At 74.8% G+C, this 18,938-nt stretch carries 21 protein-coding genes; 10 read left to right on the plus strand and 11 right to left on the minus strand.

The window, feature by feature from the left end; translation table 11 throughout:
* The coding region (locus F8274_RS21430) for a tetratricopeptide repeat protein (protein ID WP_192579918.1) at positions 1–1,197 on the minus strand (1,197 nt) is incomplete at its 3' end.
* A 184-nt stretch (positions 1,198–1,381) separates the two neighbouring features.
* Here F8274_RS21430 and F8274_RS21435 point away from each other — a divergent pair.
* Together F8274_RS21435 and F8274_RS21440 are read left to right on the plus strand one after the other, a co-directional pair.
* Positions 1,382–2,413 carry an SIS domain-containing protein gene (locus F8274_RS21435; RefSeq protein WP_151464177.1) on the plus strand — a complete coding sequence of 344 codons (1,032 nt, stop codon included), beginning with the start codon at positions 1,382–1,384 and terminating at the stop codon, positions 2,411–2,413.
* A 25-nt stretch (positions 2,414–2,438) separates the two neighbouring features.
* Positions 2,439–3,986 (plus strand): PAS domain-containing sensor histidine kinase, encoded by a 1,548-nt coding sequence (locus tag F8274_RS21440; protein WP_151464161.1) that lies wholly within the window; start codon positions 2,439–2,441, stop codon positions 3,984–3,986.
* A 10-nt stretch (positions 3,987–3,996) separates the two neighbouring features.
* Here F8274_RS21440 and F8274_RS21445 read toward each other — a convergent pair whose 3' ends face one another.
* Positions 3,997–5,586, minus strand: coding sequence for a glycosyltransferase family 39 protein (locus tag F8274_RS21445; RefSeq protein ID WP_151464162.1), 1,590 nt, complete (start codon positions 5,584–5,586; stop codon positions 3,997–3,999).
* A gap of 587 nt (positions 5,587–6,173) precedes the next feature.
* Entirely contained in the window at positions 6,174–6,593 is a 420-nt protein-coding gene (locus F8274_RS21450; protein WP_151464163.1) for a hypothetical protein, read from the minus strand.
* Positions 6,594–6,940: 347 nt separating this feature from the next.
* Between F8274_RS21450 and F8274_RS21455 the strand changes: the two genes are divergently transcribed.
* The 4 genes from F8274_RS21455 to F8274_RS21470 are packed head-to-tail and all read left to right on the plus strand — an operon-like array spanning position 6,941 to position 10,312.
* Positions 6,941–8,653, plus strand: coding sequence for a nitrite/sulfite reductase (locus tag F8274_RS21455; RefSeq protein ID WP_151464164.1), 1,713 nt, complete (start codon positions 6,941–6,943; stop codon positions 8,651–8,653).
* Positions 8,650–8,808 carry an IS1 family transposase gene (locus tag F8274_RS21460; protein ID WP_151464165.1) on the plus strand — a complete coding sequence of 53 codons (159 nt, stop codon included), beginning with the start codon at positions 8,650–8,652 and terminating at the stop codon, positions 8,806–8,808. Before F8274_RS21455 ends, F8274_RS21460 begins: the two co-directional genes overlap by 4 nt.
* A complete protein-coding gene (locus tag F8274_RS21465; protein ID WP_151464166.1) occupies positions 8,805–9,569 on the plus strand; it encodes a phosphoadenylyl-sulfate reductase in 765 nt (254 codons plus the stop codon). The genes F8274_RS21460 and F8274_RS21465 overlap by 4 nt, the downstream gene beginning before the upstream one ends.
* Positions 9,551–10,312 carry a sirohydrochlorin chelatase gene (locus F8274_RS21470; protein WP_225853903.1) on the plus strand — a complete coding sequence of 254 codons (762 nt, stop codon included), beginning with the start codon at positions 9,551–9,553 and terminating at the stop codon, positions 10,310–10,312. The genes F8274_RS21465 and F8274_RS21470 overlap by 19 nt, the downstream gene beginning before the upstream one ends.
* A 112-nt stretch (positions 10,313–10,424) precedes the next feature.
* On the opposite strand, the gene F8274_RS21475 is transcribed toward F8274_RS21470, so the two are convergent.
* On the minus strand, positions 10,425–10,682 hold the full coding sequence (locus F8274_RS21475; protein ID WP_088975879.1) for a WhiB family transcriptional regulator: 258 nt from the start codon (positions 10,680–10,682) through the stop codon (positions 10,425–10,427).
* A 450-nt stretch (positions 10,683–11,132) separates the two neighbouring features.
* Positions 11,133–12,083 carry a diacylglycerol kinase family protein gene (locus F8274_RS21480; protein WP_151464167.1) on the minus strand — a complete coding sequence of 317 codons (951 nt, stop codon included), beginning with the start codon at positions 12,081–12,083 and terminating at the stop codon, positions 11,133–11,135.
* Between the two features lie 43 nt (positions 12,084–12,126).
* On the opposite strand from F8274_RS21480, the gene F8274_RS21485 reads away from it, so the two are divergent.
* Positions 12,127–12,516 carry a hypothetical protein gene (locus F8274_RS21485; protein ID WP_151464168.1) on the plus strand — a complete coding sequence of 130 codons (390 nt, stop codon included), beginning with the start codon at positions 12,127–12,129 and terminating at the stop codon, positions 12,514–12,516.
* Between the two features lie 20 nt (positions 12,517–12,536).
* Here the strand turns inward: F8274_RS21485 and F8274_RS21490 are convergent, their stop codons facing one another.
* The 3 genes from F8274_RS21490 to sodN form a co-directional block, all read right to left on the minus strand.
* Positions 12,537–12,944: an ATP-binding protein gene (locus F8274_RS21490; protein ID WP_151464169.1), complete on the minus strand. Its 408-nt coding sequence runs from the start codon at positions 12,942–12,944 to the stop codon at positions 12,537–12,539.
* 32 nt (positions 12,945–12,976) lie between these two features.
* Entirely contained in the window at positions 12,977–13,432 is a 456-nt protein-coding gene (locus tag F8274_RS21495; RefSeq protein WP_151464179.1) for a GNAT family N-acetyltransferase, read from the minus strand.
* Between the two features lie 65 nt (positions 13,433–13,497).
* Entirely contained in the window at positions 13,498–13,902 is a 405-nt protein-coding gene (sodN, locus tag F8274_RS21500; RefSeq protein WP_151464170.1) for a superoxide dismutase, Ni, read from the minus strand.
* An 84-nt stretch (positions 13,903–13,986) separates the two neighbouring features.
* Between sodN and F8274_RS21505 the strand changes: the two genes are divergently transcribed.
* From F8274_RS21505 to F8274_RS21515, 3 genes are all read left to right on the plus strand, one after another.
* Entirely contained in the window at positions 13,987–14,331 is a 345-nt protein-coding gene (locus F8274_RS21505; protein WP_151464171.1) for a S24 family peptidase, read from the plus strand.
* 140 nt (positions 14,332–14,471) lie between these two features.
* Positions 14,472–15,647 carry an NADP-dependent malic enzyme gene (locus tag F8274_RS21510; RefSeq protein WP_151464172.1) on the plus strand — a complete coding sequence of 392 codons (1,176 nt, stop codon included), beginning with the start codon at positions 14,472–14,474 and terminating at the stop codon, positions 15,645–15,647.
* Between the two features lie 75 nt (positions 15,648–15,722).
* Positions 15,723–16,685, plus strand: coding sequence for a zinc-binding dehydrogenase (locus tag F8274_RS21515; protein ID WP_192579919.1), 963 nt, complete (start codon positions 15,723–15,725; stop codon positions 16,683–16,685).
* Between the two features lie 26 nt (positions 16,686–16,711).
* Here the strand turns inward: F8274_RS21515 and F8274_RS21520 are convergent, their stop codons facing one another.
* The 3 genes from F8274_RS21520 to F8274_RS21530 form a co-directional block, all read right to left on the minus strand.
* Complete coding sequence (locus F8274_RS21520) at positions 16,712–17,677, minus strand: dienelactone hydrolase family protein (RefSeq protein ID WP_151464174.1); 966 nt, start codon at positions 17,675–17,677, stop codon at positions 16,712–16,714.
* Positions 17,678–17,799: 122 nt separating this feature from the next.
* Positions 17,800–18,324 (minus strand): nucleotidyltransferase domain-containing protein, encoded by a 525-nt coding sequence (locus F8274_RS21525; RefSeq protein WP_151464175.1) that lies wholly within the window; start codon positions 18,322–18,324, stop codon positions 17,800–17,802.
* A gap of 148 nt (positions 18,325–18,472) precedes the next feature.
* Positions 18,473–18,938 (minus strand): alpha/beta hydrolase (locus tag F8274_RS21530; RefSeq protein ID WP_151464176.1); only part of this gene is annotated, 466 nt, incomplete at its 5' end.

Raw genomic sequence — 18,938 nt, forward strand, 5'->3', positions numbered from 1 at the left:
GGGCGCGGCCACCGTGCCGTCGTACCGCCAGAGCTGGCAGGTGGTGGCCCGGCGGGGTTCGCGCGGATCCGGGTCGGCCACCGCGGCCACCTCGACGGCCAGCCCCGGCGCGGCCACGGCCGCGGTCCGCATGGCGCTCGGCGGTTCCAGCCCGTCGAGGCGTACGGCCACCGGGGCGTCGGCGGCGAGCGCCTGGCGCAGCGCGTCCAGCACCGGGCCGCCGGCCGGGGTCACCTGGCCCAGCCAGGGGCGGCCGCGGCAGCACTCGGCCAGGTCGCCGTGCTCGTGGGTGTCGTCGGGATGGTCCCGCACGAAGTCGGCGAGGGCCACCAGATGGGCCACGTCCCCGTCGCGCTGGAAGCGCAGCCGGTGCGCGGTGTGCACGGCACAGTCGAAGGTCGGATCCTTGGCCAGGGCCCGGTCGATCCAGTCCAGCGCCTCGTCCAGCCGGCCGTGGTCGGCCAGCGTGCCGGCGATGTCGGCGTAGACCGCCAGGTCATCGGGGTCGAGGGCGACGGCCCGTTGCAGCGCGGCGAGCGCGTCCCGGGTCCGGCCGGCGCTGCGGTACGCGTAACCCAGCCACACCTCGCCGAGTTTGGTGGGCTGTGCGCGTACCCCTCGGGAGGCCCAGGTGACGGCGAGGGCGACCTCGCCGAGGCGCCGGGCCAGCGCGGACGCCGCGCCCAGCAGCAGCGGGTGGGCCGGGTGCACGGCGACCGCGTTGCGGGCCAGGGTGAGGTACGGGCGCAGGGGGTCCCGCAGCCGGCGGGGAACCGGGTCGGGCGCGGTCGCGCAGACCTGCATGAGGATCCGGGCGGTGCGCTCCGGGTCGAGCCGTTCGGGCAGGTCGGGCGCGGTCACCCAGGGCACGGCGGCCCATTCGACGGCGGGGGCGTAACCGGTGGCCGCGGCCAGCAGGTCGAGCCCTTCGGCGGGCCGGCCGGCGGCGGCGAGCAGGTGGGCGCGGGCCACCACCGCGCCGACGAAGGCGTGGTGGCCGAGCGGGAAGAGGTCCAGGTCGCCGCCGCTGGCCGCGGCGAGCTGGGCGAGCGTCTCGTGGACCTCGGGCAGCGTGGGGGCCCGGACGAGGGCGGCGGCCACGTGTTCGGCGGCGTGCCGGAGGTCCGCCTCGGCCAGCGCCAGTCGGGCCAGCGCGAGTTCCTCCTCCGCCGAGAGCGCGGGATCGTCCTCGGGCACGTCGTCCTCTCGGGTGGTCGGTCCGCCAGCCGGGCAAGCCTAGGGGATCATGCGGCCAGATGGTGATCCACTGCGCACTCCTGCTCGTTCCATTGCTCGCTGCGGCCGAAAGGTGCAAGACTGAGCACCGAACGCGCGGCAATCGCGCAGGAGGGGGTCTTCCGTGACGCGTCCAGGGGCCGGGATGGCCGCCGACATCGACGAGCAGCCGGCCGGCTACGACCGCCTGCTCTCCGCCGAGCACGCCGGGGCGATCGCCCGGGTCGCGGCGGTGATCGCCGAGCGCCGGCCCCGCCACGTGGTCTTCACGGCCCGGGGCACCTCCGACCACGCGGCGCTCTACGCGGCCTACCTCACCGAGATCCGGCTCGGCCTGCCCGCCGGGCTCGCCTCGCCCAGCGCCGTCACCGTCTTCGGCGCCCGGCCCGACCTCTCCGACGCCCTCGTGGTCGGGGTCAGCCAGAGCGGCGGCTCGCCCGACCTGGCCGAGGTGCTGCGGGTGGCCCGGGAATCCGGCGCGCTCACCCTGGCCGTGACCAACAACCCCGAGTCGCGGCTCGTGGGCACCGCCGAACTGAGCGTGGACATCGCCGCCGGGCACGAGCGGGCCGTTGCCGCCACCAAGACCTACACGGCCGAGCTGCTCGCGCTGCTCATGCTCATCGAGGGGGTACGCGCCGGCGACGGCGTGCTCCCCGCCGAGGAGCGGGCCTGCCTGGCCCGCCTGCCCGAGTTGGCCGAGCGCACCCTCTCCGACGCCACCCCGGCCCAGCTCGCGCCGCGCTACCGGTTCGCCGGCCAGCTCGTCACCACCGGCCGGGGCTACGCGTACCCGACGGCCCGCGAGGCGGCGCTGAAGCTCATGGAGACCTCCTACCTGCCGGCGCTCGCCTTCTCCGGCGCCGACCTGCTGCACGGCCCGCTCGCCATGACCGACCCCGACGTGCCGGTGCTCGCCGTGGTCGGTTCCGGTCCCGGCGGGCGGTCGATGCGCGAGGTGCTGCCCCGGCTCGGCGAGCGCCGCGCCGACGTCGTGGTGGTCGGCTCCGCCGACGTCGAGGCGACCGCCCGGATGGCCGTGCCCGAGGTCGACGAGCGGTACGCGCCGCTGCTCGACATCCTGCCGCTCCAGCGGCTCGCCCTGGCCCTGGCCCTGACCCGGGGCGAGGACCCGGACGCCCCGCGCGGCTTGAAGAAGGTCACGGCGACGATGTGAGGCCCGGCGTGGCACGCTGTTCAGCGTGTCCACCCTCCGTGACCTCGCCGAGGAGCACACCGCGCTCCGGCCGGCCGACATCGACCACCTGCACCGCATCGCCGGCGACTGGCAGCTCCTCTCCGACCTGTCCTTCGCCGACCTGCTGCTCTGGGTGCCGGTGGACGGCGACGGCACGTTCCTCTGCGTGGCCCAGGTCCGCCCGACGACCGCGCCGACCGCGTACCTCGACGACCAGGTCGGCCGGATCGTCGGCGGGCCCGAGGTGGCGCACCTGGAGGTCGCCCACCGGCAGGGCCGGATCTGGCGGGAGGGCGACCCGGTCTGGTACGGCGACGTGCCCGCCCGGCACGAGGCCATCCCGGTGCGGCTGCGCACCGCCGACGGCGAGTCCGGCGAGGTCGTGGCCGTGGTCGGCCGGGACACCAACCTCTCCACCGCGCGCACGCCCAGCCAGCTCGAACTGAACTACCTGACCACCGCCGACGACCTGGCGCAGATGATCGCCGACGGCACGTTCCCGCCGCCCCGGCACCCGGGCGAGACCACCTCGGCGCCCCGCGTCGGCGACGGCCTGGTCCGGCTCGACGCCAACGGCAAGGTCACCTACGCCAGCCCCAACGCGCAGTCCGCGTACCGCCGGCTCGGCTACGCCTCCCACCTGGTGGGGGAGGATCTGGCCAAGCTGCACCGCAGGCTCGCCAGCGACCCGCTGGAGGGCACCGACGCGGCGAACGCCGTGCTCGCCGCGCTGCGTGGCGACGCCCCGCCCCGGCGGGAGATCGACGCCCGGGGCGCCACCATGCTCACCCGGGCGCTGCCGCTGATGCCCGCGGGCGTGCCGATCGGCGCGCTGGTGCTGGTCCGCGACATCACCGAGGTACGCCGCCGCGACCGCGCCCTGATCACCAAGGACGCCACCATCCGGGAGATCCACCACCGGGTGAAGAACAACCTCCAGACCGTCGCCGCGCTGCTCCGCCTCCAGGCCCGCCGGGTGTCCATGCCCGAGGCCCGGGTGGCCCTGGAGGAGTCGGTACGCCGGGTCGCCTCCATCGCGCTGGTCCACGAGACGCTCTCCCTGTCCAGCGACGAGGCGGTCGAGTTCGACGGCATCGTCGACCGGGTGGCCAGCGCGGCCACCGAGGTGGCGGCCACCGAGGTGACCGTCGGCATGCGCCGCCAGGGCAGCTTCGGCGTGCTGCCCGCCGAGATCGCCACCTCACTGGTGATGGTCCTCAACGAGTTGCTGCTCAACGCCGTCGAGCACGGCTTCCCGCCGGCCGGGGAGGAGGGCGCCCCCGGCCCCGAGGGCGCGCCGGAGCCGGCCGTGGTGGTCACCGCGCACCGGTTCCGCAAGCAACTGCACGTTTCGGTCGCCGACAACGGCCGGGGCCTGCCCGCGCAGTTCGACGCCGAGAAGGGCGGCAACCTCGGCCTCCAGATCGTCCGGGCCCTGGTCACCGGCGAGCTGCGCGGCACCATCGAGCTGCGCAACGGCGCCCAGGGCGGCACCGAGGCCATGCTGGTCGTTCCCCTGGCCCGCGGCACCGCCGACCGCCTCGCCGGCTGACCGCACCCGGTCACCGGGTGAGCAGGGCGACCGTGAGGCCGGGGCGCGGCCACACCTGGCGGACCGTGAACGCGTCGCGCAGGGCGTCGCCCTTCGCGCCGGGCACCGCCGCGAGCGGGTCGGCGCGCCGGCCGGTGACCACCAGCCAGACCCGGTCCACGCCGGCCAGGCACTCCGCCGGGCGGTCGCACTCGGCCGCCCAGAGGTCCGCGCGCTGCCGCTGGTCGCGCACCACCAGCACGTCGCGCGGCCGGCGCTCCCCCAGGTGGTACGCCAGCCCGAGGTCGGGGAAGAGCCAGCTGTCCCGGGGCGAGTAGACGACCGCGTCGCCCGGCTGCTGCTGGTCGGCGACGATCCGGGCCACACCCGCGTAATCCACCGGGGCGGTCCGCGGCCACTCGTGGGTGCGCCGCAGCGCCGCCTGGTCCGGCAGCCCGAGCAGGCCGGCCAGGGTGACCACGGCCAGCGCCGGCGCCAGCCGTACGCCGGCCAGCGCCGCCCCGGCCAGCAGGCAGGCGAACGGCACCGTGAAGATGAGGTACCGGGTCACCCAGAGCGGCACCGCCGTGCCGGCGGCGAAGAGCAGCAGCACCGGCAGCACGACGGCGGCCCCCGGCAGGAGCGCCCGCCGGCCGAGCCGGGCCGCCCCCAGCGCGGCGAGGCCGACCAGCAGGCCGCCGACCACCCCGCTCTGCGCGAGCGCGCCGGGCAGCGCGGCCAGGTCGTCGACGCGGACCAGGCGTACCCAGTCGAGCTGGCGTCCGCGCTGGCCCCGGGCCACCAGCACCAGCGGAGCGACCAGCACGATCGCCGGAAGCACCGCCACCAGCCAGCGCCAGAACAGGCCCCGGCCCGTCGCGCCGGCCCGCGAGGCGGCCTCCCGGGCTCCGGCGTCCGGGGCGGCTTCCCGGGCTCTGGCGTCCGGGGCGTCCTCCGGCGCGCTGGCGTCCCGGGTCGGGTCTGAGCCGTCGGGCAGCGGCTCCAGGCCGGCCGCCCGCCGGCCCCGCACAGCCGCCAGCAGCACCACCAGGGCGTGCGCGGCGAGCAGGGTGAGGGCGATCAGGTGGAACAGCCCGAGGGCGGCGACGGCCACGGCGTACCCGGCCCAGCGCCGCCAGGCCGGCCGGCGCAGCGCCCCGACCAGCAGCAGCGTGGCGAGCACGGCGAACAGGGTGGCCGGCGCGTACGGGCGGGCCTCCTGGCCGTACCGGGAGGTGGCCGGCAGCACGGCGAGGAGCAGGCCGGCGAGCAGCCCGGCCCGGGGGCCGACCAGTTGCGCGCCGAGCCGGGCGGTGAGCGCGGCCGCACCGGCCATGGCCAGTGCGGACGGCAGCCGCAGCGCCGTCGGCGAGGTCCCGGTGAGCGCGGTCCAGCCGTGCATGAGCAGGTAATACGGCCCGGTGGCGGCGTCGATGGTGCCGGCCAGCCGGACCAGGTCGGGGACCGGGCGGCTGGCCGCGCTCCAGGTCGCCAGCTCGTCCCGCCACGGCTGCGCGTGCCCGATCCCGGCGAGGGTGACCGCCAGCGTGAGCAGGCCGGGGATCGCCCACACCGGCCAGTCCCGGCCGCGGAGCGGCGTGGACTCGGCGGGTGGGGTCACATTCCGCAGCGTCACACGGCGGCGGCGCCCGCCGGGCCGGTCCGCCGATTTGTCTCCACCCCCGGCTGCTGTCGCCGCGCTGCCGGATCCCGGACAGCGTTCGCCGTGCCGGCGTCCCGCCACCTCGGAGATTGGTGTTGGGCGCCTTTCGAGCTGAGTCGCTGGTGATGTCACCCCGCGATCGGCCTTGCCACGCCTCGCCGCCCGGGACGTCACCTGGTGATCCGCGGTCTGGCCCCTGCCGTCCCGCCCTTCGCTGTCCCGGGCCTTCGCTGTCCCGGGCCTTCGCTGTCCCGGGCCTTCGCTGTCCCGGGCCTTCGCTGTCCCGGGCCTTCGCTGTCCCGGGCCTTCGCGGTCCGGGGTCTTCGCGGTCCGGGTTTTCGCGGTCCGGGTCTTCGCTGTCCTGGCCCTTCGCCAGACCCGCGGGCCTCGTCGTGCCGGCGGGCTTTGTCGAGCCGGCGGACATTTCGCCGTCCCGCGATCGTCGACGGCGATTTCCCGCGCGGCGCGGTGCCACCGCTGAGTCGTCTGAGACGTCAGCTCGAAAGGCGGTCGCGAGGTCGCCTGAGCCCGGGCGGGCCCCGGGACTACGCCTTGACGGTGATCCCGTGCGCGTCACACGCCGCGACGAGGCGGGGGACGGCCTCGTGCAGCGAGCGCCGGTACGACTCCGCGCCCGGCCCGGTTCCGCCGACCCGCTGGCTCAGACCGACCGCCGGCACCCCGCTGGTCTTCAGGTCCTCGTGGGCGGAGTCCTCGAAGAGGCCGCCCACCCGCTTCAGCTCGGCCGGGTCCACCCGCTCACCCCGGTCGGCGCGGACCACCACGTCGGCCGAGCGGCAGGCCGTCACGCCCGGGTCGTCATCCGTCGTGCCGACCAGGCGGTATGCCAGCACGCCGCCGGCGGCGAGCACGAGGAAGCCGATCAGCACGGCGAGGAGGACCGGCCGACGGCTGCTTCGCGGTCGGCCTACGGTGGCGGGAGCCTCGACGGGCTGCTGCGTCACGGCAATCTCCAAAGTTGATGATGAAAGGCGGCGGACGGTACCACCCGGCACAGCCCGGCTGGTGCCCGTGATGTGGGATCACACACTCGGTCATTGGCCGGTCATCGACGGCTGTGGGAGCATGTGGCCTATGACCGCCGCTGTCATCCGCCGCTTCGTGGCCCGTCGCCACGTCGATTACGGCCGTGTCCGCAGCGCGATCTGTCCGGCCCACTGACGACGCCCGACCCATCCGTCTCGGGCGCGTTCCGCGCCGGCCGTCATCGACATCGCCGTCCTCGGCCCTCATCCAGGGCCGGCCGCCGCGTCCGCGCTTTCAGGCACAGCAGACATCGGAGGACGCCGCGATGGCGGTCAGCAGCACCACCACGACCCGGCCCGACGCCCCGGCACCGGCCGCGCGGGCCCCCCGCCGGCCGCGTGGTGAGGGCCAGTGGGCGCTCGGGCACCGCGAGCCGCTCAACCCCAACGAGCGGATCAAGAAGGACGACGACCCGCTGAACGTGCGGGCCCGGATCGAGAACATCTACGCGCACCGGGGCTTCGCCTCGATCGACCCGCAGGACCTGCGCGGCCGGTTCCGCTGGTGGGGCCTCTACACCCAGCGCAGGGCGGGCATCGACGGCGGGCGCACGGCCGTGCTGGAGCCGCACGAGCTCGAGGACGAGTTCTTCATGCTCCGGGTGCGGGTGGACGGCGGTGAGCTGAGCCTGGCCCAGCTCCGGGTCGTCGCGGACATCTCCCGGGAGTTCGCCCGGGACACGGCCGACATCACCGACCGGCAGAACATCCAGTACCACTGGATCCGGGTCGAGGACGTGCCGGAGATCTGGCGCCGGCTGGAGGCGGTCGGCCTGCAGACCACCGAGGCGTGCGGCGACTGCCCCCGGGTCGTGCTGGGCAGCCCGGTCGCCGGGGTCGCCCGGGACGAGGTGCTCGACCCGACGCCCGCCGTCGACGAGATCGTCCGCCGGTACGTCGGCGACAAGGCGTACTCCAACCTGCCCCGCAAGTTCAAGACCTCGATCTCCTGGCTGGTCGACACCCCGTACGAGGCGAACGACATCGCCTTCCTCGGTGTCGAGCACCCCGACCACGGTCCCGGCTTCGACGTCTGGGTGGGCGGCGGGCTGTCCACCAACCCGATGCTGGCCAAGCGCCTCGGCGTCTGGGTGCCGCTGGCCGAGGTGCCGGACGTCTGGGCCGGGGTGGTCGGCGTCTTCCGTGACTACGGCTACCGCCGGCTGCGCAACCGGGCGCGGCTGAAGTTCCTGGTCGCCGACTGGGGCGTGGCGAAGTTCCGCGAGGTGCTGGAGAAGGAGTACCTGGGCCGGGCGCTGCTCGACGGCCCGTCCGCGACGCTGCCGGCGAAGCCGGTCGACCACATCGGCGTGCACCCGCAGCGCGACGGCGGCAACTACGTGGGCGCCGCCCCGGTGGTGGGGCGGGTCTCCGGCACCCAGCTCGCCCGGCTCGCCGACGTGGCCGAGGCGCACGGCAGCGGCCGGGTGCGGCTCACCCCGTACCAGAAGCTGCTCGTGCTGGACGTGGCGCCGGAGCGGACCGACTCGCTGGTGGCGGAGCTGCGCGGGATCGGCCTGGAGGCCCGGCCGTCGGCCTGGCGGCGCGGCACCATGGCCTGCACCGGCATCGAGTTCTGCAAGCTCGCCATCGTCGAGACGAAGCGGCGCGGCGAGGAGCTGGTGGCCCGGCTGGAGGAGCGGCTGCGGGACTTCGACGCGGACATCTCCATCCATCTCAACGGCTGCCCGAACGCCTGCGCCCGCACGCAGGTGGCCGACATCGGACTGAAGGGCCAGCTCGTGGTGGGCCCGGACGGCCGGCAGGTGGAGGGCTTCCAGGTGCACCTCGGCGGTGGCCTGGGCATGGCCGCGGGGCAGACCGCCGGCTTCGGCCGCAAGCTGCGCGGCCTGAAGACCACCGCCGACGAGCTTCCGGAGTACGTGGAACGGCTGGCCCGCCGCTACCTGGCCGGCCGGAGCGAGGGCGAGAGCTTCGCCAACTGGGTGATCAGGGTCGACGAGGAGGAATTGCGATGAGCGATGCCCGATCTGCGCCTCTCTACTGCCCGTACTGCGGGGAGGAGGACCTGCGACCGCACGAGGCCGGGCACGGCGCCTGGGAGTGCCACGCCTGCACGCGGGTCTTCACCGTGAAGTTCACCGGTCTGCTGAGCAGGGCGGTGAACCGATGAGCGCCCTGCCGTCCGCCGCCGGCCTGGGTCTGGTCGGGATCGGCGGGCCGGCCTCGGCCGACCCGGCCCGGCGCGACCCGGAGGAGCTGCGCGCGCTCGCCGAGCGGGCCGGCCGGGAGCTGGAGGGCGCCCCCGCGCTGGAGATCGCCCGCTGGGCCGCCGAGACCTTCGGCGACCGGTTCTGCGTGACCAGCTCGATGGCGGACGGGGTGCTCGCCCACCTGGTCTCCCGGGTCGCCCCGGGGGTCGACGTGGTCTTCCTGGACACCGGCCTGCACTTCCCGGAGACGCTCAAGGTCCGCGACGAGGTGGCCCGGCGGCTCCCGGTGACCGTGCGCTCGATCCGGCCCCGGATGACGGTGGGGCAGCAGGACGGCCAGTACGGCCCCCGGCTGTTCAGCAAGTCCCCGGACGACTGCTGCCAGCTGCGCAAGGTGGAGCCGCTGGAGCGGGCGCTGACCGGCTACGACGCCTGGGCCGCCGGGCTGCGCCGGGACGAGTCGCCGACCCGGGCCAACACGCCGGTGGTGGCCTTCGACGCGCGGCGCGGCAAGGTCAAGGTCAACCCGATCGCGGCGTGGAGCCAGCGGGACGTGGACGCCTACGTGGCCCGCTACGACATCCCGGTCAACGAGCTGTTCGCCCGCGGCTACGGCTCGATCGGCTGCTGGCCCTGCACCCGCCGCACCCGGGCGGGGGAGGACCCGCGGGCGGGCCGCTGGGCCATGTTCGAGAAGACCGAGTGCGGCCTGCACACCTGACCGCCGAGCCGCCGGTGGTGCTGGTCGCGCACGGCAGCCGGGATCCGCGGGCGGCGGCGGCGACCCGGGCCCTGGCCCGGGCCGTGGCGGCCGCCCGTCCGGGCGTCCCGGTGCTGCCGAGCTGGCTGGACCACACCGACCCCGGTCCCGCCGCGGTGCTGCGGGACCTGGCCGCCGCCGGCCACTCCCGGGCCGTGCTGGTGCCGTTGCTGCTGACCGCCGCGTACCACCGCAAGGTCGACGTCCCGGCGGCGGTGGCGGCGGCCCGGGCGCAGGGCGCGGACCTCGAGGTACGGGTGACCGACGTGCTGGGGCCGGCGGACGGGGTGGTGGACGCCCGGCTGCTGGCGGGGCTGCGCCGGCGGCTGGCCGAGGCGCAGCCGGGCCGATTCGACGGCGTGGTGCTGGCGGCGGCCGGCACCCGGGATCCGCGCGCGCGTGGTTCGGTGGGGCGGGTCGCCGCCGCGCTGGGCGCCGAGCTGGGCGTGCCCTGCCAGGTGTCGTACGCCTCGGCGGCGCCCCCGGGGGCCGGTGTCGCGGTGTCCCGGCTGCGCGCGGCGGGTGCCCGCCGGGTGGCCGTGGCCGCCTACTTCCTGGCCCCGGGCCTGTTCCACGACGCGGTCCGCGCGTCGGCGGAGCGGGCCGGCGCCGTGGCGGTCGCCGACCCGCTGACCGACCTGCCCGAACTCGCCGACCTGGTGCTGCGCCGGGTCGACGCCGTGCCGGTCGGCAGCCCGGTGTGACGCGGGTCGCCATCATGATCAGCGGGGGTGGTGGCCGGGTAGCCGGGGGATCGTGTGCGGACAGCAGAACGCCCCGGCCGGGATCCGGCCGGGGCGTGCGCGTGCGTGCGAATCAGGCGGAGTGAGCGCGCAGCACCCGGAGCCCGCCGCGGCGCTTCACCGCGCGGCGCTCCTCCTCGCTCATCCCGCCCCAGACGCCGGCGTCCTGACCGGACTCCAGCGCCCACTGGAGGCAGTGGTCGGTCACCGGGCAGCGCCGGCAGACGGCCTTGGCCTGCTCCACCTGCAGGAGGGCCGGGCCGGACGTCCCGATCGGGAAGAACAGCTCCGGGTCCTCGTCGCGGCAGACGGCATCGTGGCGCCAGTCCATGGCGGCAACACTCCTCATTCTCAAATGGGTGGCCAGATTACGCTTCGTTGCTATTCCTATATGCATCCGCATTGCCGATCAGTGACGGTCAGCATCCATCAATTCGGCGCTGCGTGAGCAGGCTTGCGACCCCGTGGGCCTGCTGGAACAAGCTCAACCTGCCGAGCATATCCAGGCAATGTCCCGGTAACACGACTTCGCTTGTGAATACTTTCACGAACTGTCGCGATGTCAAGGGTGGCGCTCGGAAAAACTCCGAACAGTGAGCGGGCTCACCACCCTTTTGTCCGGGTTTCAGAGCGCTCTGGTTACCCGGCGTGCCACAGTCGAGGATCAATATAGTACGGTCTGCGTGACGTTGCTGACATTTCCGGCACCTTCCCTCGGCGTGGCGGCCTCCGCCCGAAGCGGTTGCGGTGGCCCGCGTCAACCGACGGCAGTACCCGAGACCTAGCAGATTACTCTCAGTGCGGCAGGGATGGATGCGAATCTGACTTTTTCCCGCTCGCCGAGGTAGTCACCGTCGAGCTGGAAGGCCAGCGGACGGGCCGAGAGCAGGGTGAACTCCGCCACGTCATGCAGCCGGAGCACCTGCCGACCGTGCGGATCGGGTTCCCGGGCGAAGAACTGGGTCACCGTGCGTGTCGTGCTCGCCACCTTGAGCTGCCGCATCGCGAGCACGTCCAGCCCGAGGTCGAACGACGCCTCCGGGTTCGGGTTGATCTCCCGATCGCCCAGGTAGGTCCACGGGGCGGTGTTCTGGATGATGACCGTCCCGAGGTCGGTCTCGGCCGCCTCCCCCGGGCGCTCCAGCGAGATCGACGGATGGCGCCGGTCCGAGGCGAGGAAGTACTGGCTCACCGTGGAGCGGAAGTAGAGCGCCGGCGTGGACACCCGGCCCCGCTTGCGTGCCCGCTCGACCCGCTGGATGACGGCCGCGTCGATGCCGAAGCCCGCGCAGAAGGTGAAGTAGCGGTCGTCCGCCCGGCCCAGCCCGATGGTGCGGGAGCGGCCCAGCCGCAGCCCTTCCAGGATCATGCTGGTCCCGTCCGGCCACTCCCTCGGCAGGCCCAGGGCCCGGGCGAAGACGTTGGTCGACCCGCCCGGGACGGTGGCCAGCGCCGGCAGCCGCTCCGCCAGGGTCCCCCCGGTGCGGAAGGTCGGCGGCTCGGCGGCCATCAGGCCGTTCACCACCTCGTTGACCGTGCCGTCGCCACCGAGCGTCACCACCAGGTCGACGCCCTCCTGTGCGGCCTCCCGCGCCAGGTCCATGGCGTGACCCCGCCGGCGGGTGTACCGCACCGACAGGTCGACTTCGCTGCGCAACGCCCGGACCAGCACGTCCCGGCTGCGCTCGCTGGTGGTGGTGGCCTTCGGATTGACCACCAGGACGGCCCGCATGGGCGGCACTGTACCGCGCCTACCCACGGGTATCGTGTCGCGCGTGACGATCGACTCCGGGCCGGTCCCCGGCACGCTCCGCTGGGCGGTGCTCCTGCTGCGCGCCGAGGCGGTGGCGCTCGGCCTGGTTGCGGCGTGGCTGATCTGGTCCGACCTGACGGCGCGCACCACCGACCTGACCTCGGCGCTGCTGGTGACCGCGTTCGCGGTCGCCGGGGCGGTCGCACTCTGGGCGCTCGGCGCCGCGCTGGCCCGCCGCCGGGCCGGGGCCCGGGCCCCGGCCATCGTGCTCCAGCTCATGCTGCTGCCGGTCGGCTGGTACATGATCCAGGGCGGCCTGGGCTGGCTGGGCGTGCCGCTGATGGCGCTCGGCCTCGGCGTCACCGGCCTGCTGGTCAGCACGCCGACCAACCGGGCGCTCGGCCTCGACTGACGCCGCGCCGGCCGGGAGGGTCAGTAGCCGGAGGCGCGGCGGGTGAGCAGGGAGATGGTGGCCCGGCCGTCGGCGGCCCGGGCGCTCGCCGCCGTGGTCAGCGCGGTGAGCACCTTCCAGGCGAAGGACGACTCCGAGGGGAGCGTGGCGCCCCGCACGGTCGGCACGGTCACCTCGACGGTGAGCGCGTCGTCGGTGACCGCGAAGCGGCACTCCAACTCGGCGTCGCGGGTGGCGATGGCGAGCAGCATGGCGCACGCCTCGTCGACGGCGATGCGCAGGTCCTCGATCTCGTCGAGGGCGAACTGGAGCCGGGCCGCGAGACCGGCGGTGGCGGTGCGCAGCACCCCCAGGTAGCCGCCGTCGGCGGGCACCGTGAGGTGCACGATGTCGTCGTCCGTCATCGGCTGGCCGGTCAGTTGAGTCACGCCTCATCCCCCCGGTGCGGGACTCTACCCGGTCAGGCGTCCGCCCGCGTGGGGGCGGCCGCCGCCTGCGCCGCGAGATCGTGCAGCGCGCTGCCGGCCAGCCGGTACGGCACCCACTCGTCCATCGGGGCGGCGCCGATCGCGGCGTAGAAGCGACCGGCCGGATTCCAGTTGATCATCCACCATTCGAGCCGCCGGTAGCCGCGCTCGACGCAGATCGCGGCGAGGGTCGCGAGCAGCAGCCGGCCCGCGCCGGTGCCGCGGGCGGCCGGCTGGACGTACAGGTCCTCCAGGTAGATGCCGTGCACGCCCTCCCAGGTGGAGAAGTTGAGGAACCAGAGGGCGAAACCGATCGGCTGGTCGGCGGAATCCGCGGCGACGTGGCCGAACAGGGCCGGCGCCGGGCCGAAAAGCGCCGCGGTGAGCTGTTCCTCGGTGAGGTGGCACCGCTCGGGAGCGCGTTCGTAGTCGGCGAGTTCGTGCACCATCGCGACGACGGCCGGCACGTCCTCGGGACGCGCCGGCCGGATCGTCGGTGCCTGGGCGGGCAGGCTCACGCCTGCTTGGTCTCCCAGAAGATCTTGGCGATCTCGTCGATCTTCTGCAGCAGCTGGTCGGCGACCGCCGGGTCCATGCTGCCCTTGGCGCCGGCCGAGCCGGCGAGCTTGGTGGTCTCGTTGAACAGCTGGTGCAGGTGCGGGTACTTCTCGAAGTGCTGCGGCTTGAAGTAGTCGGTCCAGAGCACCCACAGGTGGTGCTTGACCAGGTCCGCCCGCTGCTCCTTGATCAGGATGGCGCGCGTGCGGTACTCCGGGTCGGTGTTGGCCTGGTACTTCTCGCAGATCATTTTGACCGACTCGGCCTCGATCCGGGCCTGCGCCGGGTCGTAGACGCCGCACGGCAGGTCGCAGTGCGCACTGGCGGTCACACGGGGCGTAAGGATGCGGGGAAGGCGCATCAGGGTCCTCCATGGGATGTTTGCGATGATCCAAGACGACACTACTCCTGGAGATGCTCCCCGGCGGGCGGGAGGTGAAACCCCATGGGTGCGGTGGATCACCGGATGCGCGGGCCGCTCGTGGCGGTCCTCGTCACCGGCCCCTCCATGGCCCCGACCCTGCGGCACGGCGACGCCGTGCTGGTGCGGACCGGGGGCCGCCCGGTGCGCCCCGGCGACGTGGTGGTGGCCGTCTTCCGCAGCCGCCCCGACCTGCTCGTGGTCAAGCGCGCGGTTCGCCGGCAGGACGGCGGTTGGTGGCTGCGCGGCGACAACGACCTGGTCACCGACGACTCCCGGGCGTACGGGGTGGCCGACGTGCGGGGCCGGGTGGTCCTCCGGTACTGGCCGCGTCCCGGGCGGGTCACCGGCGGACCGCGTCGGATATGACCCCGATCACACCCCGGTGCGGCATGCCTGACTATGCTCGGAAAGTGCCCGGGTGACCCCCCGCACCGCCGCCCCGCTGGCCGCTGACCACGCGTGCCGAGCCGGCCGGTCCGTCTGCTCGACAGATCCTGGAGTCACCAATGTCTTCGTCCACCCCGGACCCCGCTGATCCCGTTTTCCGGCTGCACCTCGGCGGCAAGATGGCCGTCGCTTCGACCGTGCCGCTCACCAGCCGGGAGGACCTCTCCCTCGCGTACACCCCGGGTGTGGCCCGGGTCTGCGAGGCGATCGCCGCCGACCCCGACCTGGCCGACGACTACACCTGGGTGTCGCACACCGTCGCCGTGGTCACCGACGGTTCCGCCGTACTCGGCCTGGGCAACATCGGCCCGCGTGCCGCGCTGCCGGTGATGGAGGGCAAGGCGGTGCTGTTCAAGCAGTTCGCGGGCGTGGACGCCGTCCCGGTCTGCCTGGACACCCAGGACGTGGACGAGATCGTGGCGACGGTGCGGGCGCTCGCCCCCTCGTTCGGCGGGATCAACCTGGAGGACATCAGCGCCCCGCGCTGCTTCGAGGTGGAGCGCCGGCTGGACGAGGCGCTTCCCATCCCGGTCTTCCACGACGACCAGCACGGCACCGCCATCGTGGTGCTGGCGGCCCTGCGCAACGCCGCCACCCTCCTCAACCGCAAGCTGGGCGACCTGCGGGTGGCCGTCAGCGGGGCCGGCGCCGCCGGCGTGGCCGTGACGAAGATGCTGGTCGCCGGGGGCGTCAACCCGGACCAGGTGGTGGTCTGCGACTCCAAGGGCATCATCGGCCGGCACCGCGAGCTGACCGGGACCAAGGCCGAGCTGGCCGAGACGACCAACGCCGAGGGGCGGCAGGGCGACATCACCGAGGCGCTGCGCGGCGCGGACGTCCTGGTCGGCGTCTCCGGCGGGCAGATACCGGAGGCGGCGGTGGCCGGCATGGCCCCGGGCGGCATCGTCTTCGCGCTGGCCAACCCCACCCCGGAAGTGCACCCCGAGGTGGCCGCCCGGCACGTGGCCGTCGTGGCCACCGGGCGCAGCGACTACCCCAACCAGATCAACAACGTGCTGGCCTTCCCCGGCGTGTTCCGGGGCGCGCTGGACGCCCGGGCCACCCGGATCACCGACGGGATGAAGGTGGCCGCGGCCGACGCCATCGCCAACGTGGTGGCCGAGTCGCTGACGGCGGAGGCCATCGTGCCGTCCCCGCTCGACCCGCGGGTCGCCCCCGCGGTGGCGGAGGCGGTCGCCGAGGCGGCCCGCCGCGACGGGGTCGCCCGGCGCTGAACGTCGCGGAAGGGGACCATCCGCACGGCTTTTGTGGGGAAGGTCCCCTTCTGAACGAGCGCTCAGCTTGTTACGGTGCCGATCATGCGTGCTGCCTTCGCCTCGGCCTTCGACGCCGACAACCCGCTCGCCGCGCTCACCGTCGGCGACCGCCCCGAGCCGACCCACCCGGAGGACGACTGGGTCACCGTGCAGGTCCGGGCCAGCTCGCTCAACCACCACGACCTCTGGTCGCTGCGCGGGGTGGGCCTCAGCGCCGACCAGCTCCCCATGATCCTCGGCTGCGACGCGGTGGGCACCGACCCGGACGGCAACGAGGTGGTCGTCTACCCCGTGGTGCCCACTCGGGGCGACCCGCGCGGGGTTTCGATCCTCTCCGAGCACTTCGCCGGCACCTTCGCCGAGCGGGTGGCCGTACCCCGGGTGAACCTGCTGCCGCTGCCCGACGGACTCTCGGCGACCGACGCGGCCTGCCTGCCGACGGCCTGGCTCACCGCGTGGCGGATGCTCACCACCCGGGGCCGGGTCGGCGACGGCGAGTCCGTGCTGGTCCAGGGGGCCGGCGGGGGCGTCGCCACCGCGGCCGTCGCGCTCGGCCTGGCGCTCGGCAAGCGGGTGTACGCGACCAGCCGCGACGCCGCCAAGCGGGAGCGGATCACCGAGCTGGGCGCGACCGCGTTGGAGCCCGGCGCCCGCCTGCCCGAGCGGGTCGACGTGGTGATCGAGACGGTCGGCGCGGCCACCTTCGACCACTCGCTGAAGTCGGCCGCCCCGATGGCCCGGATCGTGGTCTCCGGCGCCACCGCCGGCCACGAGCCCAAGGTCAACCTGCGCCGGGTCTTCGCCATGCAGCTCGAGATCCTCGGCACCTCGATGGGCACCCCCGACGAGCTGACCCAGCTCCTGGCGTTCTGCGCCGAGCACGAGGTGCGCCCGGTGGTGGACAGCGTGGTGCCGTTCAGCCGGATCGAGGAGGCGTTCGCGCGCCTGCACTCCGGTGACGTCTTCGGCAAGGTCGTCGTCGACCACACCGCCTGACCGGCGCCGCCACCCTGGGCGACCGGTCAGAGATGGTCGTCCAGGGTGGCCACGCCGCCGCGGGCGGCGTCGGCCGGGAGCCGCTTCTTCGCCGCCGCGTCGCCGTACAGCGTCCAGCGGAGGAACTCGACGGTGGTGTCGGCGACCACCCGCAGCGCCTTGCCGTCGCCGAGCAGGGCCCGCCCGTGGTCGCCGTCGGGCAGGCTGAGCATCGCCTTCGGCCACGGCACCGCGTCGTAGACCGCCTTGCCGGCGGCGTAACCCACCACCTCATCGGCCTCGCCGTGCACGAACAGCTGCGGCGCCGCCGCCCCCGCGAACGCGGTGCCGACGCCGAGCGCGGTGCCGGCGAAGACGATCCCGGCGTCCAGGCGCTCGTCCCGGCCCGCGGTGAACAGCCCGATCGTGGTCACCCCGCCCGCGCTGTGCCCGGTCGCGGCCACCCGCTCCGGGTCCAGCCGGCCGCGCAGCGGGTCACCCGCCTTCCCGTCGAGGGCGAGCACCTGGGTCAGCACGTACGACACGTCGGCCGGCTGGTTGAGCACGTCGAGCGGGTTGCCGTCGCCACCGGCGCCGGTGTGCGGGAACTTCGGCGCGGCCACCACGAACCCGGCCGCCGCCCAGCGGGTCAGCAGCACCTGGTAGTCCTCCGGCCGGCCGCCCAGCCCGTGGCTGAACAGCACCACCGGGAACCGGCCGGCCGCCGCCGGCGCGGACCGCTCCGGCGTGCCACCGGCCTCACCCCGCGCCGGGTACCAGAGGGTCACCGGCAGCGGGCGGTCGCCGTCGCGGTTCAGCTTCAACTGGCGTACGCCGACGGCGAAGCTCTCAGTGGGGGCGTGCCCGGCGGGCACCCGCGGCGCGGGCGTCGTGGCCTTCGGCGGGGCGTCGGGGGCGGGTCGCCCGGCCGGGGCGGACCCACCCGAGCAGCCGGCCAGACCCGTGCTGAGCAGGGCGGCAGCGGTGACGAGGGCGGCAGGACGACGGCGCATGAACACGATTGTGCCTCGCGCTCCCGGGTGACCGGCCGGCATCGCACCCAGGGTGACGCGATCGCCTCAACCGGTCGGCGGCTCCTCGGCCCGGCCGCAGCCGGGCCGGGTCGGCGGCGTCCTCAGCTGTTCGGCCGGCGGGTGCGCAGCCGCGCCAGGTCGGCGGCGTCCTTCGCCCGGCGGGGCCGGTCGGGCATCCAGACCGGGTACATCTCCTTGAACTCGATCTGGGCGGCAACGCTGATCACCGGGGCGGTGTGCGGGCCGATCCGGCCCGGCGGGCCGTCCAGCATCCCCTCCGGCAGCGGCGTGCCGGTCCACGGCCCGGCACCGACCACCACCCGACCCGCCGGGTCCCGGTCCAGGTACGCGAAGCTCAACTCGACGTCACCCCGGACGAGGTCGAGCTGCTTCTCGACCGGCATCCGGGGGTCGGGAGCCCAGCCCTGCCCGCCGAGCCGGGCCGCCAGCGGGCCGGCGTCGCGCCGCCAGCAGTACCAGTCGACGTCCACGTGCGGCCGGCTCACCGCGCCGAGGTGGAAGTCCATCGCCCACCCGCCGCGCAGCCACACCGCGACCCCGGCCGCGCCGGCCAGCGCGACGACCTCGCGGATCGCGTCGAGTTGCCGCCCGGCCAGTCCGTCCACCCGCGCGAACGCTACCGCCCGCCCGCCGGCCGGCGGCGCCGCCCCGCGTGGCGGGTTGATCGACTCCGGCTCGGCGAGGTGGCGGGGTCCGGGGCCGGCGGACACCGCCAGGTCGCCGGGGCGGAGTCGATCACGCGGTTCGCCGGGCTCAGTCGGGCATGGCGCGCGTCGTGAGGGTGGTGACGCCGGGTAGGCGGGCGTCGACGGGCAGCCGGTCCCGGGAGCGCCGGTCGTCGTAGAGGGTCCACCGGAGGAAGTCGGTGGTGGCGGCGAGGACCTGCGCGAACCCGGGGCGGCCCGGGGTCAGGTACTCGCCGTGGCCCTGCCCGGGGAGGCTCAGGAAGGCGGCCGGCCCGAGGCTGCGGGCGTACGCGGCCCGGCCGACCGACTCGGACACGACCGGGTCCGCGCCGCCGTGCACGAAGAGCAGGGGCGCCACCGGGCCGGCGAAGCTGCCGGCCAGCCCGCCGCCGGCGATGACGATGCCGGCGCGCAGCCGCGGGGAGTGCCCGGAGGTGAACATGCCGGCCGTGGTGAAGCCGCCCGCCGAGTGCCCGGCGGCGGCGAACCGGTCCACCGCGAGGTGCCCGGCGAGCGGGTCGCCGCGCCGGGCG

The sequence above is a fragment of the Micromonospora sp. AMSO31t genome (assembly GCF_008868175.1).
Lineage (GTDB): Bacteria > Actinomycetota > Actinomycetes > Mycobacteriales > Micromonosporaceae > Micromonospora.